At 39.4% G+C, this 19,316-nt stretch carries 8 protein-coding genes; 6 read left to right on the forward strand and 2 right to left on the reverse strand.

Annotation, left to right across the window (positions count from 1 at the left end; genetic code table 11):
- Window positions 1-147: 147 nt before the first annotated feature.
- On the forward strand, window positions 148-1,476 hold the full coding sequence (locus LC608_RS16725; protein ID WP_229554605.1) for a hemolysin family protein: 1,329 nt from the start codon (window positions 148-150) through the stop codon (window positions 1,474-1,476).
- 77 nt (window positions 1,477-1,553) lie between these two features.
- On the opposite strand, the gene LC608_RS16730 is transcribed toward LC608_RS16725, so the two are convergent.
- Together LC608_RS16730 and LC608_RS16735 are read right to left on the reverse strand one after the other, a co-directional pair.
- Window positions 1,554-2,735 (reverse strand): aldo/keto reductase, encoded by a 1,182-nt coding sequence (locus tag LC608_RS16730; protein WP_229554606.1) that lies wholly within the window; start codon window positions 2,733-2,735, stop codon window positions 1,554-1,556.
- Window positions 2,736-3,268: 533 nt separating this feature from the next.
- Entirely contained in the window at window positions 3,269-9,232 is a 5,964-nt protein-coding gene (locus LC608_RS16735; RefSeq protein WP_229554607.1) for a non-ribosomal peptide synthetase, read from the reverse strand.
- A gap of 1,279 nt (window positions 9,233-10,511) precedes the next feature.
- On the opposite strand from LC608_RS16735, the gene LC608_RS16740 reads away from it, so the two are divergent.
- From LC608_RS16740 to LC608_RS16760, 5 genes are all read left to right on the forward strand, one after another.
- A complete protein-coding gene (locus LC608_RS16740) occupies window positions 10,512-11,954 on the forward strand; it encodes a sugar transferase (RefSeq protein ID WP_229554608.1) in 1,443 nt (480 codons plus the stop codon).
- 302 nt (window positions 11,955-12,256) lie between these two features.
- Window positions 12,257-13,660 (forward strand): oligosaccharide flippase family protein, encoded by a 1,404-nt coding sequence (locus LC608_RS16745; protein WP_229554609.1) that lies wholly within the window; start codon window positions 12,257-12,259, stop codon window positions 13,658-13,660.
- 59 nt (window positions 13,661-13,719) lie between these two features.
- The gene (locus tag LC608_RS16750; RefSeq protein ID WP_229554610.1) at window positions 13,720-14,709 is read left to right on the forward strand and encodes a glycosyltransferase family 2 protein; all 990 of its coding nucleotides are present in this window, start codon (window positions 13,720-13,722) and stop codon (window positions 14,707-14,709) included.
- Between the two features lie 327 nt (window positions 14,710-15,036).
- Window positions 15,037-16,287 carry an O-antigen ligase gene (locus tag LC608_RS16755; RefSeq protein ID WP_229554611.1) on the forward strand — a complete coding sequence of 417 codons (1,251 nt, stop codon included), beginning with the start codon at window positions 15,037-15,039 and terminating at the stop codon, window positions 16,285-16,287.
- Between the two features lie 254 nt (window positions 16,288-16,541).
- A complete protein-coding gene (locus LC608_RS16760) occupies window positions 16,542-18,758 on the forward strand; it encodes a polysaccharide biosynthesis tyrosine autokinase (RefSeq protein ID WP_229554612.1) in 2,217 nt (738 codons plus the stop codon).
- Window positions 18,759-19,316: the final 558 nt, after the last annotated feature.

The following is a 19,316-nucleotide window of genomic DNA, read 5'->3' on the forward strand; positions in this document are numbered from 1 at the left end:
TTCCGTGGAAGAATAATCTACGGCGACTAATAAACTTAAGAACTATAACTATTACTTTGTGTACAGTAAAAGCATTTATAGAAGCACCTTTAATACTAGATACTAGGTATTGAGCTACGTTCGCTCTGATAAGCGGCAATTTTAAACATGTCCTCCATCACTTTTGAAATTTTAATCATTTTGGTGCTAATTATTGCCAACGGCGTGTTTTCTATGTCTGAGATGGCGATTGTCTCGGCGCGGAAAGTTAGGCTACAGCAGCTTGCTAATCAAGGAGATGTCAAGGCAAAAGCAGCATTGAAACTAGCTGAGTCTCCAAATCATTTTTTGTCAACCGTCCAAGTGGGTATTTCCCTGATTGGTATCCTGACTGGTGCTTTTGGAGGAGCAACAATTGCTAACCGACTGGCAGTCTATGTAAAACTTGTGCCTTTGTTAGCACCTTATAGTGAACCGCTATCTTTCGGAATAGTGGTTTTGCTGATTACCTATTTTTCACTCATTGTTGGCGAATTAGTACCAAAGCGTTTGGCATTAAACAACCCAGAAAGGATTGCATCAACTGTAGCTATTCCAATGCAAGCCTTATCGGCGATCGCTTCTCCAATGGTGTATCTTTTAAGCGCTTCTACAGATCTGATCCTGCGATTACTGGGAATTACAGCTTCTACTGAGCCGCAAGTTACCGAAGAAGAAATTAAAATCTTAATTGAGCAAGGTACTGAAGCGGGAACCTTTGAGGAAGCCGAACAGGATATGGTGGAGCGAGTCTTTCGTTTAGGCGATCGCCCTGTCAGCTACTTAATGACACCCCGTCCCGATATTGTCTGGCTGGACTTAGACGACTCTCCCGAAGAAAATCGTCACAAAATGGTTGATAGTGCCTATTCTCGGTATCCAGTTTGTCAGGGGGGGCTTGACAATGTGCTAGGTGTTATCCCTGTTACCGACTTATTAGCCAGGAGTTTCCGAGGAGAACCGCTAGACTTGACGGTGGGATTGCGACAGCCGATATTTGTCCCAGAAAGCACCCGTGGCTTGAAAGTTTTGGAATTGTTCAAACAAACCATCACTCACATGGCGCTGGTAGTAGATGAATACGGCGTGATTCAAGGATTAGTCACTCTCAACGACATCATGAGCGAAATTGTAGGTGATGTTCCTTCAACAGATGGACTGGATCATCCACAAGCTGTGCAACGCGAGGATGGTTCCTGGCTTTTAGATGGGATGTTGCCTGTAGAGGAGTTTTTAGAACTTTTCGGTATGGAAGAGTGGGAATCTGAGGAGCGCGGTAGCTATCAAACCTTAGGCGGTTTTGTGATCACTCATTTAGGTCGTATTCCTGCCACAGCAGATCATTTTGAATGGCAAAGTATGCGAATTGAAGTGATGGATATGGATGGGAACCGCGTTGATAAGGTGCTGGTCGTACCAAAGGGAAATAAATTACCGGATACGGAAAAATCTGATTAGTATTGGGCATCGGGAATAGGGCATTGGGCATTGACAATTATTGTTTACTATTTCCCATGCCCCATCCCTACAATTTGTCAAGTCTTCGATAGACGTTGGACGGCCTCACCTGCCAACATTTGATGTGTTTGTTCCAAAACTTGAGGGATTTTATCGGCGTGGGGATTGCGGACAAGACATTGCCGCAAGTCTAATTCGTCTAGCCGATCAGCTTTGTTGCCAGGAAACCAATGGCTGGCATTACCCAGCAGGTTGTAACGCATTTTGGCATACTCTACCAGATCGTAGGCGATCGCTAAATTTCGCAGCCACAAAATTACCCGAATATTTACCTCACCAGGGGTTTCGTCAAAGGTTGGTAGATTTGTTTCCCAAGATTTTACCCAATCTTCTCCCAAAGAAGCGATCGCTTCTTCTTCCAACCTTGCTAAAATTGGCGGCAAAATTTCTGATGCCCGATCTACTAATTCTAAAGTCTTCAGGTGTTCATCAAGATCTTCTGGTTTTGCTGCTCCCAAACTCAAGGTATGTACCTCTTGATGACTCAAACAAAACAAATCATTAAACACCATTGGACTCAAAGGGGCGCAAAGATTTACTAATTTTTGCGGAGGTTCATACAATAAACCTCCTTTATTAGATGGGCTAATAATAAATACCCCCATATCGTGGCGTTTAGCTGCTTCAATTGCTGCCCAATTCCATTGATTAATGTAGTACCAGTGCAGATTCACGTAATCAAATAAATTGGTATTAATTGTCTGCACAATCATATCTGTTGATCCGTGTGTGGAAAAGCCAATAAATTTAACTTTTCCCTCTGCTTGCAACTGCTGCGCTACTTCCAAACAGCCACCTGGACGGATGCTGTCATCAAACGACTCAGCATGATTGATACCATGCAACCCTAAAAGGTCAACATAATCTAACTGGAGATTTTGCAATGATTGTTCAAATGTCTCGCGAAATTCTTTCGCATCTGCCTTTGGACTGACTTTGGTCTGAACAATTAACTTTTCGCGGGGAAACTTGGGCAATATTCTCCCTAATTGCATTTCGGAAGTACCATAACCACGAGCAGTTTCAATATGATTAATCCCAACCTCAACTGCTTTTATAATAGTCGCTTCCAAATTCGCCTGGTTATCAGCAGGAATTTCATTATTGGGAACATCTTCCCATTTGAACTGATATCTCATGCCACCGCAGGAAAACACTGGCATTTGTAATTCTGTGCGTCCAAATCGTCTATATAGCATCAGTAAATTGTGGATTGCTTACCAACTTAAAATCTAAAACAACAGCCATTCAAGCCTACAGTGCCACAATAATTAAGGACTCCCAAAAAATAAATTATCCAGTAGGTGTCTTATGCTGTCGCGGTAACACACCCTACGGACTATTGGTTGGAATATTTTTTAATTGGAAATCCCTTACCTATGTTCAATCTGTGACACTAACAATATTCATCGCATTATTAAATCGGTCAGGTCTTTTGTTTATTGCACTGCGACTAGTATTCCAGTTCTATAGAACAATTATCTCATTCTAGTTAGCACTAGCAAGCATTTCTCTATATATTCTCCCAACTAGTGTTTAGACTAAAACATCACAAAACTAGCCAGCAGTGCTGATTTGAGACTGGAACAGATCTAAAATTGATTGATTTATTTTGCGAAGCAAGTACAGTCCGGGGTAAATAAACAGACCATTTTAAATCGCTCAAAAGCCTATAGAATAAACTTTTTGACTTTTGACTTTTGACTTCCGCCTTGCGGTGGGGGTTGTCAGGTTAATTCTTTGGGGACTGCGCTTGGATTAAGCAATTTCTTAATGTTTCGGCTAACAGCTGTACATGCGGCTCATTAAGTAGGCCAAGGTGAGATCCAGGAATATAATGGATATCTAATCCTCCAGCAACTACTTCGCCCCAGCCGAATTGAGGATCGTATTGTGTGCCTATAGCTTCGTCCCGATTTTGATCCTCCGTTCGCAAGAGGATCGCTCGACCAGGGTAAACCGGGAAAATATATTCACTAACAGCTTGAGTGTTAGCATCTATAATCTTTAAGTGCTTGTCACTTACAGGTATATCTAGTGCCACTTCCAAGTAACGGTTATATGTATTTTGGAGCAGAGACTTACGCCAATAACTCCATCTCACAACCCTTTGCCAAAGGTAGGCTGGCCCTTGTTGAACAATATTATTTAAATGCAAGAAAACTCGCTTGAGAAATGATGCCCGCCAGCTATAACCCGGACGACAACTATCGAGCATAACTAAAATACCAACTTGTTCGCCTTGCTCTTGGAGTTGCCGAGCCATCTCGAAAGCAACCACACCCCCAAAAGAATAACCTCCCAGATAATAAGGGCCATTGGGCTGAAGGGTCTGGATTTCTTGAATGTAGTGAGTTGCCATATCTTCAACCCGTGTATGGAAAGGATGTTTTCCATCTAGCCCTTGTGGTTGTAGTCCGTAAAGTGGTTGGTCTGGCCCCAGATGCTGGGCCAATTCACGGAAACACAAAACTTCTCCACCCAGTCCGTGAATACAGAAAAAAGGTGGCTTGGAACCATTGGGTTGAATTTCTACCAAGGATGACCAAGTAGTTCTTGATTCGTCTAAGGTATTTACTAAAGTCTTATTTGCGGCTACATCTTCTTGGCAGATTATTTTGGCTAAAGCCTCTACAGTTCCGGACTGGAAGAGAATGGCAAGAGGCAGATTTTTATTAAATGTCTTCTCAATTTGCCAAAACAGTTTTACTGCTAATATCGAGTGTCCTCCTAGCTCAAAAAAGTTATCCTTGACGCCAATAGGCTGGACACCTAAAGTTTGTTCCCAAATCTCTGTTAGCTGGCGTTCCACTTCATTGCGGGGAGCAACAAAGGTGGCTTCCAATTCTTGCCTTGATGAGTCGGGTGCTGGTAAGGCGCGGCGGTCTACCTTGCCGTTGGGGGTTAAAGGCATGGTGTCCAGCAAGACGAAAGCCGAAGGGAGCATGTACTGTGGTAGCTTTGTTAAAAGGAAACTCCGTATGTCACTAATTGTAGATGCCCAGTCTTGATTCGGGATAATGTAAGCTACTAAACGTTGATCGCCAGGAATATCTTCACGGGCAATTACCACGGTTTGGAGTACATGCGGGTGCTGGGCTAATACCGTCTCAATTTCTCCTAGCTCAATGCGTATCCCACGGATTTTAACTTGATGATCTCGGCGACCGAGAATTGCTAGAGAGCCATCTGGACGATAGCAACCGCGATCGCCTGTATAATAAATCCAATCTCGTTCGTCATTCCGAAAGAGGTTTTTGACAAACCGAGAACGGTTTTCTTCTTGAGCATTTATGTAACCCAAAGTGCAAAATGGCGTTCTTATAACTATCTCGCCTGGTTCACCAATGCCACAGAGTTGGTTATTAGGTGTTAAAACTAGTGCTTGGGTTTCAGGAAGCGGCAATCCTACTGGCTGTATCCCTGGTGTACACTCCACAGGTATTCTGTAATAACACTTCGCCAAAGTTGTCTCTGTCGGCCCATAGAGATTGACAATTTCACCTGATTCGGGAAAAGCATCGCGCCACCGATATACCAGTGTCTCCTTGAGAGGTTCTCCAGCAAAGAATAACCAGCGTAAGTTACGTAGATAGACTCCTGACGGCACATTAGCTAACCATGATTGCGCCAGCGATGGAACTGTGTGTAGCACAGAAATTTGCTCATGTTCCAAGTAATTCAGAATTTTAGTTGGTTCTAGGTTATGCCCTTCCTCTGGCAAACACAGGGTTGCACCACTAGTCAAAGGTAAGAAGATATCTCTAAGAACTACATCAAAGGAAAGACCTGTCAATTGGGCTACCCGATCTTGCTGACCAATTTCAAATGTCTGCCTCTGCCAGTTGAGAAAATGTGCCATCCCTTTGTGACATCCCAGCACTCCTTTGGGTATACCAGTGGTGCCAGAAGTAAAGAAAATATAAGCTGGATCATCGGCAGTGATTTCAGGCAAGTTTATTGCTTTACTGCTGTCTTTGGGGGAATTTATCGCTTCTCCTGTGTCTGGGTTTACACGGATGATAATTAAAGATTTGTATATTTCTTTGTCTTCTGGATGCTGACTATCAATATATAATATGTACTTAGCTTTAGCTTCTTTTAGCATGAGCAAGTGGCGTTGGCGTAACCCACCGTAGGTATCGCTAGGAAGTTTCGGATCGAGAGTCAGTAGAACACCACCACTCAAAAGTACAGCGTTCATGCTCACAATCAGTGCAAAGCTTCGTGTCCCGAACACGGCTACAACATCTCCCCGTTGGACTCCGTAAGACAACAGCACCCGTGCTAAAGCTTGAGCGCTTTTGCCTAATTCCCCATAATTCCAAGTGCGAGATCCTTGACGGAGTGCCGAATGTTCTGGAGTGCGATTTACCCAAGAGGTAAACATTGTTGTTACCAATTCGTACCGAGGTTCCGGCAAAACCGCCCTTGGTTCTGGTAGCAAAGTTCTGGCTCCTGGTGTCACAAGAGAATACAAACTAATCTGGCATTCCGTTGCAGCAACAATTTGATTCAACAAATGATGGAATTGATTTAGCATTTCCATCATCCGCTCTGAAGCAAACAGATCGGTGTTGTAGACTAAATCAAGTTGGATTCCCTGATTTTTTTCTGTCACATACAAGGTTAAGTCGAACTTAGAAGCTGTTTCTAACATCGAGACTGGTTCTATCGCCGCCCCAGGTAGTTCCAGTTGGATATCCTTTAAGTTGAGCATATTAAACCACACTTGAAACAGTGGGTTACGACTGGTATCTCGCTCTGGTTGCAATTCTTCTACCAGTTTCTCGAAAGGCATATCTTGATGGGCATAAGCACCTAATGCCATCTGGCGAACTCGACTCAGCACTGAACGAAAACTAGGGTTGCCGGAAAAATCAGTCCGTAAAACGACAGTATTAATAAAAAATCCAATTAACCCTTCAATTTCAGAACGGTTACGTCCAGCGATGGGAGAACCAATGAGAATGTCTTCTTGCCCACTGTAGCGGTGCAGGATTGTCCCAAAGGCCGCCAGCAAGGTCATGAATAGGGTAACACCTTCCTGACGCGAGAGTTCAATGAGCGCTGCACTCAGAGTCTGCGGGAGCATGAGGGATTGGGCCGCCCCGTGGTAAGTTTGCACTGATGGCCGTGGTCGGTCGGTAGGCAATTCCAGTACAGTATTAGCACCTGCTAACTGGGTTTTCCAGTAGTTGATTTGACTCGAGAGGACTTCACCCGATAGCCATTGATGCTGCCAAACAGCAAAATCGGCATACTGAATGGGTAATTTTGCCAAGGGAAAAGGCTTACCGCTCAATAAGGCTTCATAAAGGGATGCTAACTGCTGCCAGAGAATACCCATTGACCAGCCATCGGAAGCGATGTGGTGCATCACTAACAAAAGTATCTGCTCCTGTTCGTCTATCTGGAGCAAGCAAGCTCGCAACATTAAGTCAGATTCTAAGTTAAAGGGGCGTTTCGCCTCTTGATTCAGCAGAGATTGCACCTGCTCCTGAGTTACTTTAACTATCTTGAGTTCAACTGAGCGAGGCTTGCCAATAACTTGTATGGGGCTACCATCCGGCGATGTAATAAAGTTTGTTCGCAGTGCCTCGTGATGAATAACGATCGCATTTAGTGCCTGTTGCAATATACTCGCGTTGAACTCGCCCGTTAAGCGCAGTGCATTGGAGATGATATAAGTTGGGCTGTTAGGTTCCAACTGCTCCAAAAACCACACTCGCTGCTGGGCAAAGGATAAAGGGGCTGACTCGCGGTTGGCTATTAGGGGAATAGTCTGGTTTTGAGGATCATTTTCTTGAGTTTGGGTTTGAGCTAACGCTTGAGCTAAACTAGCGATCGTTGGATTCTCAAATAAAATCTGCAACGGCATTTCTATCTGAAAGGTTTGGCGAACCCTAGACATGACTTGCGTCGCCAGCAGTGAATGGCCTCCCAATTCAAAAAAATTGTCGTGAATGCCTACTTGTTCCAAACGCAAAACTTTTACCCAGATGGTAGCTAAGACTTCTTCTGTAGCATTTTGGGGTGGGACAAAGTTAGTTGACAGACTAAGGTCAGATGTATGCGGTGCAGGTAAAGCGCGGCGGTCTACTTTGCCGTTGGGGTTTAATGGCAGGTTGTCCAAAAATACAAATGAGGCAGGCACCATATATTCAGGCAACCGACCTTGCAAAAAGCGACGCAATTCAACCTGACTAGGAATTTTCTCTGGGTTGGCAACAATATATGCTACAAGTTGCTTGTCACCAGGAACATCCTCTCTAGCTATGACTAGAGTCTGTGTTAGTGCTGGATGTTGACCTAATATCGCTTCAATTTCTCCCAATTCAATTCGGAAGCCACGAATTTTCACTTGGTAGTCAATACGACCAAGGAACTCGATATTACCGTCTGGTAGAAAACGTGCCAAATCCCCAGTTTTGTAAAGACGTGTCCCAACTTCAGAGTTAAAAGGGTTGAGAATGAACTTCTCTGTGGTTAATTCCGGACGGTTAAGATAGCCTCGCGCTAAACCAATCCCGCCAATGTGCAGTTCACCTGATTCACCAACAGGCACAGGCTGCAAATTTTCATCAAGGATGTAAATCTCTGCATTAGCAATGGGGCGACCAATGGGAGCAATGGTATAGTTAGTACCGCGCTGACAAGTCCAGAAAGTGGCATCAATGGAAGCTTCTGTCGGGCCATAGCAATTATGGAAAACATTGTCCAAATTCAGTTGGGCAAAGAAGCGTTCTATGAGTTCGCTAGGTAAAGCTTCACCACCGCAGGTAATATGCCTAAGAAATCGGCAATTCTCAATTCCCTTCTCTTCCAATAAGACACGCAGTATAGAAGGTACTAAAGCCAAGACAGTGATTTGCTGCTCAATAATCACCTTCACTAGATAAGTAGTATCTTGCTGTCCACCAGGGCGAGCCAGGATCAATTGCCCCCCGAAGCACAATGGCCAGAATATCTGCCACACTGAGGGGTCGAAGCTAAAAGAGATAGTCAGTAAAACTTTATCTGCTGGAGTTAATCTAAAGTTTGTTTGCCGCCAGTATAGTTGATTGCAGATACCACGATGAGGGATCATTACACCTTTGGGCTGTCCTGTAGAACCAGATGTGTAGATTACATAGATCAGGTTATCAGCCGTCGTTTGATTTACAGGATTTTCTTGACTGTTTTGGATGTTACCTTGCCAGTTTGAGTCTAGACAAACCACTTGCGCCTCATGCGGTGGTAGGTTCTTAACCAATTTTTCTTGGGTCAACAATACTGGTGTCTGGGTATCTGATAAGATGAAGGCTAAACGCTCTGGGGGATATGCCGGATCTAAAGGGACATAAGCGCCTCCAGCTTTGAGAATACCCAGTATTCCTACAATCATCTCCAAAGAGCGCTCCACGCAAATTCCCACAAGTACTTCAGGACCAACTCCCAAAGTACGTAGATAGTGCGCTAGTTGATTCGCCCGCTTATTTAACTGTTGATAAGTAAGTTGTATATCTTCAGATACTACAGCAATTGCTTGAGGCGATCGCTCTACTTGCATCTCAAACATCTGATGGATGCACAGATCGTTATCAACTACTTGAGTGTTATTACATACCTCTAGAACTTGAGTGCCGATGATGTGAGTTAAGGTATTTAACGGAATATTTTGCTTATACTCTGGAGTCTGGCTATTTCTCTGCATTTTTTATATATCAACTCCATCAACAAATGCGATTATTTTAATTTATTATTTATTGTAAATGTTTTTATACAAAATTATCTGTGAGTCTGCACATTAATAAATGCCCTCAGGATAGAAGTTTAGCTAGGCTTAAGACCAGTCCAGTGCGCGAAATGCTTCTGGTTTGCACTACCCATGTTAATTATATGCATCTTCAAACGTCCTTGATACTTAAAACTCTAATTAATCACTTTTTATTAAACACAATAACTGCTAAAATTTTACCAAATATTTTATTCCTAATTAAAACTTTAAAACCCATTTAAATTGAAAAAATGCCTGATTACATTATTGAGGTACAGTTAGGTACAAGCCTTTAGTTTCAATATGTTTGTTTACTTTACAAATACTTTTTTGTATAAATCTCTATATTGTTCAAATACAATGACTGAAAAGACTTTATCTTTTTCTACGAAAATTTGCTGAAAGAAAAAACAATTATTACCCAATCTTCATTGTGTTTCTTCAAATATAAAAATACTGTAAAGCTAAAGAATTGATTCTCTGTCAGTAAGTAAAAATGTCTATAATGCAGATATGACAACACTCAACAGATATCAACCACTGTTGATATTACTTTATGACCAATTATCTAGAGATGCCCATAAAACTTACTCGATCTCAACCATCACAGGAATTTATGTAAAGTTTTGTAACGATAATCAAATTTTTAATGCATTTTGTTATATCCTATGTGTGTAAGTTTTGTTAGTCAGTAATTATGCGTAAAAAAACAGACAACTTCTAAGCAAAGCTGAATTAGTCTAGCTAAACATGCTAGAGTAATTTCCGAAGGTATATCATTGCCTAATAGAAGTGAAAATCTGCAATGGAACTGTAGTAACTTAGTTCAACTCTTACGCACCTAAAAAATCCTTCCTAATATTTTTATCTGAGCTACTTGATTACCTGACCTACTTGATTATTTACGTCAGTGATTTTATTCTGCTATTAAGTTAACACTCACGAAAAAATCTTTGTTTTGGCATCTAAAGCTCAAAATTTCCAGGCTAAAGTGGATTCTATCCTGCAATAAAAGCTAGGCATCTGGGTAGTAAATGCGCTCAACCGACCCTAAAAGATGCTTTTGATCAAGAATTTAATTTTAAAGTTAGTGCAAAGAAAAATGGTTAATTATTAGGCTATAAAGTCCAGGTTTCTTTGAAAGAAAAATATGAAATTTCCCACACCGTTAATATAAGCTTCCATCGAATTTTAACTACACCAAGTCTTTATAACTATGACTAATCAAAGCATCACAACAAGTAAATTCAATGAAGTGCCTTTAGATTTACGTGCATCTTCATTTGCCAGGGTACGTAAGGGTTCGTGGTGGTTGAGATTAACAACATTGTTTTTAGTAGACTATACTCTTTTATCCTTGGCTTGGGTTATAGCTGGATATCAATCTTCTTATGGTCATTTTACTTCGTATATACAGAGTCATTATTTGCCGATTCTAATAACTATTGCTATTCAAATAGGCTCATTAGCTATCGAGGGTATTTATCGAGAAGGTCAAAAACGCTATGACTATTTCAATATTATAAAATCGTTAACTTTTGCACATGGATTAATACTCCTAGTTTGTCTTTTATATCAGCCAGTGATTGATATTACACGCCCAAGATTAATATTGTTATCTTGGTTGCTAAGTATATTGTTTGTTTGTACTGGTAGATATGCTATAAATATTACGCTTGAATATCTGCGGAAACAGAAAAAAATAGTTCGTTCTTCTGTTTTCATTATTTGCGATTCTCAAGACCATGAACTGATAAATAGCTTTATAAAAAAAGAAAAACATTATATTGTATCTGGAACTGCTAAAGCTAATTCATTAGATAGATATCAACGTCAAAAAACATTGAATCAACTTAATGAATTAGGTGTAACAGAAGTTTTTATATCTTGGGATGCTCTAAAAAATAGAATGTTTTTATGCTGGTTATTTCAAGCATCTGGCATCCAAGTACATATTTTACCGATGGAATTAAAACCAATTTATAAAAACATAGAATTTAATAAAATAGGGGGAATGCCTTGTCTGAGTTTGGATTGTCCAATTATTACAGGTAAAGATTTTTGGATAAAGCGTACTTGTGATTTTTGCTTTGCGACTTTATTTGTAATGTTATCATTTCCTATTTATATAGCTATAGCTATAGCTATCAAACTGGACTCTCCCGGCACAGTATTTTACAAACAAACCCGTATAGGTTTACATGGGCAACAGTTTAAAGTATGGAAATTCAGAACTATGAGGTCTGATGCAGAAAAATTCCAAAAAGAATTAGAAGCATTAAATGAAACGAAAGATGGGATTATCTTTAAAATTAAAGATGATCCGCGCATTACCCGTGTTGGAAAATTCCTTCGACGTTATAGCTTAGACGAATTACCCCAACTTTTTAACGTTATCCTTGGAGAAATGAGTATAGTAGGCCCTCGGCCTTTACCTATTAGAGATGTAGATAAGTTTTCTGAACATCATTTTATTCGCCATGAAGTTTTACCTGGTATTACAGGTCTTTGGCAAGTTTCAGGTCGCTCGGACATTTTAGACTTTGAACAAGTGATAAATCTTGATCTTAACTACATCGAAAATTGGTCGCTTCGGTTAGACTTTGAAATTCTCCTCAAAACAGTTATGGTAGTTTTGAAAAAAGAAGGTGCTTACTAAAGATTAGAAAAAAATTATAGCGAACAGCAATAATTGTATTTAGATATTGCTAAAATTATTGCAGTTTTCAGTGGAGCTTCTGTTTCTAACGCATTAAATTTAGATTGTCTAATTTGTTAAGTAACTACCTACTTAAAGACGATAAAAGGTTTTGCGTTTACAACTCAAGCTTCTAAACGATATATCCAAAAAAATGAGGTTATGAGATATATAGGTATTGGCAATTCAAAATGAGCGAATTAAGGTGAATTAATAATTTAAGAATGGTAGAAAAGTACAAATTCATAAGTAATTCCCTCTCAATGATAGTCAATCGGTTAGCGCAAAGTATAACAGCTTTTGTATTAACCGCTGCTATTGCTCGTAATCTAGGAGCTGAAGCTATAGGTCAGTATCTACTAGCCTATAGCTACTACTTTATTTTTGTGGGCATTGCTTCACAGGGGCTAAAGATATTATTTACAAGAGAACTAGCCCGTGAACCACAAAAAACATCAGTTTATTTGATGAGTGGTACCTGCTTGCAGTTAATATTTAGTCTGCTCAGTTATGGGGCATTAGTGATTGTAGTATTTTTACTTCCTTATAGTTCCAAAACCTCGACTCTTTGCTACATAATGGGCTTAACGATAATTCCCTTTGCACTTTCCAACGTAACAGAGGCAATTTTCCAAGCTAAAGAAAAGATGCATTTGATTGCCATTGCTACAGTCCCAGTGTATGTACTACGCCTAATAATAATGATCTGGGCGATGCAATTGAAGTATGGAATTGAATATCTGGGAGGGATACTATTTTGTTCTGAAACATTAATTCTCGTAATTGAATGGATTATAATCACACAATTAGTCAAAATACAATGGCAGATTGATAAAGATTTTGTATGGGATACAATTAAAATCTCACGAACATTTTTTGCTATTGAAGCAATAGCTGTAATCAGTAGTAGAATTGAAATCTTGATTCTTTCATTGTTAGGAAATGAATTTTTAGTAGGTCTTTTCGGTGCAATCCTACAATTACTACAACCATTTTTAATTATTGCCAACAGTATAACTGTAGCAATGTTTCCGAGGCTCTCAAAAGTAGTAGATCAAGGACGGGAAAAGCAGCAGAAAATCACTGAAAGCTTTATTGAAATTTTACTAACGATGGGATTACCCTTATTGCTTGGATTATTATTTTTCGGGAAAGATTTACTGATTTTTATTTATGATTTTAGCTTCGCTCAAGGAAGTTTAGCTCTTAGTATAAGCGCTATGTCACTCCTTTTGTTGCCTTTCACACGCACACTTTGCTCTCTACTTGTAGCCAACCATTTTGAGAGAGTGAACCTTCGTGAACTGGTTATTACAACTACATTAGGAGGCTTAGGAGGTGTAGTATTAGTTTCCCGATATCAGTTAGTAGGTGCAGCTATAATGGTATTGCTAATGACTATTCTTTCCTTTACCCAGTATCTTTACTTTACTTATACTCTCCTATTTCCATTAAATTTATGGCGAGTTATTCGTCGTCCTGTGATGATAAGCACTTTGATGCTAATTGTATTCTTAATTTTAAAAAAAATAAACTTAGACTTCTTATCGACTCTAATTATTGCAATTTCTTTCTATATTTTATTCGTTATTTTTCTGAGTATTGATGCTTTAGGTGGAATTAATGTTGTAAAGGAAAAAATTGTAAAAATAAGGACGAAGTTTTAATGTATCCTGCTTATAAAACAGTAAAGTTGCCGGATTTAAGATAAGCAAAGCAATGAGTATTGAATATCTTCAAGCAAAAATCAACAACCAAAAAATTAGCAATGGTAAATGAAAGTAACGAAACAATAGTCAGCGTCGTGATTCCTACACGCAATAGACCACAAATTGTTGCCAGGGGTGTCAAAACTGCATTAGCTCAAACATTTCAATCAATTGAAGTGATTGTAATAATAGACGGCCCCGATCAGGAAACAGTCAATGTGCTATCTCAAATAGCCGATCCAAGATTGAGAGTCATAGAACTATCAAAAAATATTGGACCATCAGGGGCTAGAAATACTGGTGTAAGGGAAGCTAAAGGTACTTGGATAGCCTTTTTAGATGATGATGATGAATGGCTTTCACAAAAATTGGAGCGTCAACTTGAAGTAGCAAATAATTCCCATTATGATTTTCCAGTTGTCGCCAGTCGTTTCATTTCCCAGACTCCAAAAGGTGAGTTTATTCGTCCGATAAGGCTACCTAACGTCTCTGAACCTCTAAGCGAATATCTTTTTGCACGTAACTCTTTTTTTAAAGAAGAAGGCTGCATACAAACCTCAACTATCTTGGTGAAAAAAGAATTAATGCAAAAAATGCCTCTGGAAGAAAAATTTTACAGACATGAGGATTGGGAGTGGTTGCTTCGAGTTACTGCTATCGAAGGTGTAGGAGTAGAGTTTGTGCCTGAGCCTATGGCGATTTGGCATTCAGAAATGGGAATCAAGCGCTTAAGCAACATCAACGACTGGCAATATTCCTTGGATTGGATTCGTTCCACCCGCTATTTAGTAACACCAAAGGCTTATTCAGGCTTTATTGCAACAATGATTACTCCTTCTGCGTCCTCAGTAGGTGATTGGAAAGCCTTTTTTCCTTTGTTGTGGGAAGCTATACGCTGCGGCAAGCCCCGCCCAATTGATATATGCTTGTACTTAATTATGTGGCTATTCCCTCAGCAGTTGAGGCAACAAGTTAGCTCTATTTTGAGCAAGAAGTTCAAAAAATAAGAGGCTCTTCACAAAAGAAAAGCAAAAAGCAGAAGAGAAAATTTACCAAAAAGCTTGAAGCGTGAATTTAAAGACCACTAAAAAAGGGAGTTGTGGCCATAGCCATAGTGCGAGATACAAAACGTCTGTAGTTCAGTTACATGCTTTTAAACTTATGTTACTTCTGTCTTTCGGGGTAAATGAAAAAATGCCAATTCAAAAAATCCAGTCATCTCATAAAAAGTAAGTGGATAGATATAGTAAAGTATTTTTCTAAATCAATGGTTACTAGTAATTAAAATTTTGTGACTTTTTTATATATACGATGATATTTACACATAATAAAAAATGAAAAAATTTCTAATTTCTGCTGAAGAATTAGTTACAGTTCTTTGCTTGATGATCTATTCAGGAACTCCACTAGTTCCGTTTATAACTAATGGCTTTACCATTAAAGAAGCTGATAACACCATAGGCCGATTGCTTTTCATTTTTACGTATATATTTAGCCTTTCCTTGATTACTCTGCGTTGGAAAAAGGTTACTTACGTCTTTAGCAAAGATAAATTTATTTGGTTACTACTCGGAGTTTGTGCACTTTCTAGTTTTTGGTCTTTAGATTCAGACACTACCATACGTCGTGTTTTCGGTCTGGCAGGAACAATGCTCTTTGGGCTTTATTTTGCTTCACGCTACACCTTAAAACAACAACTGAAGCTTTGTGCATACATGCTTGGAATCTCCGCAGTAATGTGTTTTTTGTTTGCTTTATTAATACCAAAATATGGTATTGCTGGTGGTATTGACACAGGTTCTTGGCGGGGGATATACCCACAAAAGAATGTTCTTGGCAGGAAATTTGTACTTGCTGGAGCAGTATTTTTCTTTTTTGTCATGACCAATCGAGAAAATCGCTGGGTTTCATGGCTTGGCTATGCTAGTTCTGGATTACTTGTATTATTATCAAAATCAGCAACATCCCTATTTAACTTTATAATTATTACTGCTGCTTTTCTGATATATTACCGAATTTTACGTTTAAAGTATAAAGTAATGATACCTGTTGTGACGTTGATGACAACAGTTGGTATAGCTCTTTATACTTTATTTGTCTCCCAAGCCGAGACAATTTTAGGTACTGTAGGTAAGGACACAACACTCACTGGACGTGCAGAACTATGGCCTGCTGTGTTGGACATGATTGCGAAAAGACCGTGGCTAGGATATGGCTATGGAGCATTCTGGGATAATAATAGTGAGTCTTCTCTTGTTTTACAAATCGTACAATGGAATTCTCCTAATGCTCACAATGGTTTTTTGGATCTCTGGCTAGGGTTGGGTCTAGTAGGAGTTTTGGTTTTTATAGTTGGGTTCATTATTAATTTATTAAGAGCAATATATTTAATTCGATGGAATCAAATAGAAAATTTATGGCTCTTAGTTTTTTTTACTTATACTATTCTTTCAAATCTAACTGAAACTACATTATTAGAGCAAAATAGTTTTGATTGGATACTTTATGTATCAGCCATATTATCAAGCAAAGTTTCTACAGATGCAAAGGCTGAACCAGAGAGAATTGATTATGTTCTGAGATAGGAGCCGAGGGGCAACGCAAAATAGAGAAGATAGTTGAGTGGCAATATCAAGCTCCGAAACTGTTAGAGGCTTATGATAAAATTTGCCAAAGCTAGTAATCACTTTAAATCTCAGATGGAAACTAAATTTGTAACTGAGATAGTCTATACTATTGTCAGATTGTCAAACAGATCAGTCTTGTCAATTGCAGTGGTTTGTGCATTCTCTAAGTCAATTTTTTGTTTCTTGCTTAAAACCTGTACTTTTGAAGATTTATGTCAAAAAAATCTATGGAATCTAGAGAATCTATCGATTTAGACCTTAGCCGTTACTTATTGATATTAAAACGATGGTGGCTACCTGGTACTGCGATATTTGCAGCTACAGTTATGCTCAGTGCTATAGCTACACAATTTATGAGGCCATCCTATGAAGCCGAAGGAAAACTTTTATTTAGAATTCCTTCTTTTAAAGTAGTAGGCTCCAATCTTTTGCCTACTAACAATGAAGGAGGAGATGCAGGAGATTTAAAATCCCTGTTAGCAACTCAAAATCCTATAAATACTCAAATAGAAGTTATTTCTTCACCTAGTCTATTGCAGCGAACAATAGACAAACTAGGGCTTAAAGACCAAGAAGGTAAATCTATAGAGGTAGACCAATTACGGAAAGCCGTGATACTGAAAATTGTTAACGGCACAGATGTATTGCGAATTAGCTATACCAGCCGTGACCCTGAACAAGCAGCGGCAGTCGTCAACACAATCATGAGTCTTTATTTAGAAAATGATATTTTGACAAATCGCTCTGAGGCAGCAGCAACTCGTCAATTTATGGCCAAGCAGCTTCCTAAAACTCAAGAGGCTGTTAATAATGCAGAAGTAGCGCTACGTATATTTAAACAGAAGCATCAGATAGCTGATTTATCAGAGGAGACAAAATCAGCCGTTGCAACTATTGGAAATCTAGACAATGAGATGAATACTGTTAAGGCTCAACTGGATGAGGTAAACGCCCAAACCAATGAACTGCGCCAGAAAGTAGAGCTAAATTCTCAGGAAGCGATCGCTGTGAGTGCCCTTAGTCAGTCACCCGCAGTACAGGGAGTTCTTACACAACTTCAAGATACTGACCGACAGCTAGCGGTAGAGCGTAGCCGTTTTCTAGATGACAACCCCGTAGTTATTAACTTAGAAGCAAAGAAAGCTAGTTTACAATCGCTCCTGCAACAGCAAGTTGGTCAAACTGTTGGTAATCAAACACAAATTCCGCAGAGACTATTGCAGATTGGAGACCTCAGACAAAACCTGATCCAAAGTTTTTTACAGTCAGAAGTACAGCGCTTTGGTTTAGCTAAAAGACTTTCATCTCTGTCTAATTCCCGTTTTGCCTACGAGCAGCGAGTGAAAATCATACCCCAGTTAGCACAAAATCAGCGGGAGTTAGAACGGAAAGTTGAAGTTGCAGAATCTACATATCAAACTCTCTTGAAAAAGGTACAAGAATTACAGTTAGTTGAGAATACAAATACAGCCAGTTCGCGGATTATTGCTCCGGCTTTAGTGCCAAACAAGCCAGTAACAGGCAAAAAAATTATCATTTTATTGCTAGGAGTGATGTTTGGTTTATTTTTGGCTACTACAACTGTTCTCTTCCTAAGCATGAGAGATAGATCATTGAAAACGCTTAAGGAAGTCAGAGATGTATTTAGATATACATTGCTGGGAATTATTCCTTTGTCTGTCAAAAAGATTCGTCGTGATTCAAATGTAGAACCAAAAATTGCTGTCAGAGATACGCCTTACTCTTTAACTAGCGAAATGTACCGCATGATTCAAGCCAACCTGAAATTCCTGAGTTCAGATAAAGTGCTTAAAACTATTGTGGTAACTAGCGCAGTTCCTAAAGAAGGCAAGTCTACAGTTTCAGCTAATTTGGCAGCAGCGATCGCTCAACTAGGGCGTAAAGTTTTACTAATTGATGCAGATATGCGAGTTCCTTCTCAGCATCATCTTTGGCAGCTAACCAATGCAGTTGGTTTGAGTGAGGTTCTTGTAGGTCAGGCTGAATTTGACGTTACTGTATCTAAGGTGATGGATAATCTTGATGTCTTAACTGCTGGGGTTAGACCTCCCAACCCACTGGCTTTGCTTGACTCGAAACGGATGGCATCATTAATTGAAAATTTTTCATCCCAACATAACTATGATTTTGTAATTATTGATGCTCCTCCCCTCCTTTTGGCAGCTGATGCTTTGACTTTAAGCCAAATGACTGACGGGATTTTGTTAGTAGCTCGACCTGGGGTAATTGATTCTAACAGTGCTAATGCTGCTCAAGAGATGTTAGAAAGATCCAATTACAACGTACTAGGCTTAGTCGTGAATGGAATCATTGACAAAAATGAATCTAGCAGTTATTTATATCACGAGCACGAATATTTTAAACCAACGAAGTTGGCAAAGGAGTTTCAGGGACTTGCAAAAAAATAAAACTTTCAAAGGTTAGGAACTACTCCTATTGATAAGCCATGATCATAATTCATGTGACTGAAGAGGCAGGAAAGCAGGGAGCAGTTTTTGCTGAGGGAAAAATATTTAAATTACTCTGGCACAAGGCTTTTAGAGCAAATAAATTATTTATGCCCAAAAGTAAAAATATTTATTTCGATAGCGCAGCGTTAGCGAGTCATCGAGCGTCGACGTAAGCCGCAAGCAATAATGCGTCCTTGTTTCAAGCCCTTGCATTTATGTATGGGGTTCTCTCCCCAGCAAAAACTGCTCCTTTTCTTCTTCTTTGATAGTTTAAGATGGGAAATGTAAGTTAAAACTTACATTTTGCCCATTTTATTTTTATTAGAGTTAGGAAAAATCAGAAATTTAGTTTTGATCGGGGATTGAATATAGAAAATTGATTGCCGTTGAAGCAACACCTAGGTTTAGCACGTAATTATCTATGCATTAGCGTAGCCTGATACAAGTATTAACTATCTTCGCAAACGCTGAAACCCTGATTCTTTACCACACTTTTTCTTAGTTTTTAATAAATGA

It is taken from the genome of Nostoc sp. XA010, assembly GCF_020829625.1.
GTDB lineage: Bacteria > Cyanobacteriota > Cyanobacteriia > Cyanobacteriales > Nostocaceae > Nostoc.

Excerpts from the sequence above, each read along its gene's own strand:
- LC608_RS16725 (WP_229554605.1), top strand. The coding sequence starts at position 148 with ATGTCCTCCATCACTTTTGAAATTTTAATCATTTTGGTGCTAATTATT.
- LC608_RS16730 (WP_229554606.1), bottom strand. The coding sequence starts at position 2,735 with ATGCTATATAGACGATTTGGACGCACAGAATTACAAATGCCAGTGTTT.
- LC608_RS16735 (WP_229554607.1), bottom strand. The coding sequence starts at position 9,232 with ATGCAGAGAAATAGCCAGACTCCAGAGTATAAGCAAAATATTCCGTTA.
- LC608_RS16740 (WP_229554608.1), top strand. The coding sequence starts at position 10,512 with ATGACTAATCAAAGCATCACAACAAGTAAATTCAATGAAGTGCCTTTA.
- LC608_RS16745 (WP_229554609.1), top strand. The coding sequence starts at position 12,257 with ATGATAGTCAATCGGTTAGCGCAAAGTATAACAGCTTTTGTATTAACC.
- LC608_RS16755 (WP_229554611.1), top strand. The coding sequence starts at position 15,037 with ATGAAAAAATTTCTAATTTCTGCTGAAGAATTAGTTACAGTTCTTTGC.
- LC608_RS16760 (WP_229554612.1), top strand. The coding sequence starts at position 16,542 with ATGTCAAAAAAATCTATGGAATCTAGAGAATCTATCGATTTAGACCTT.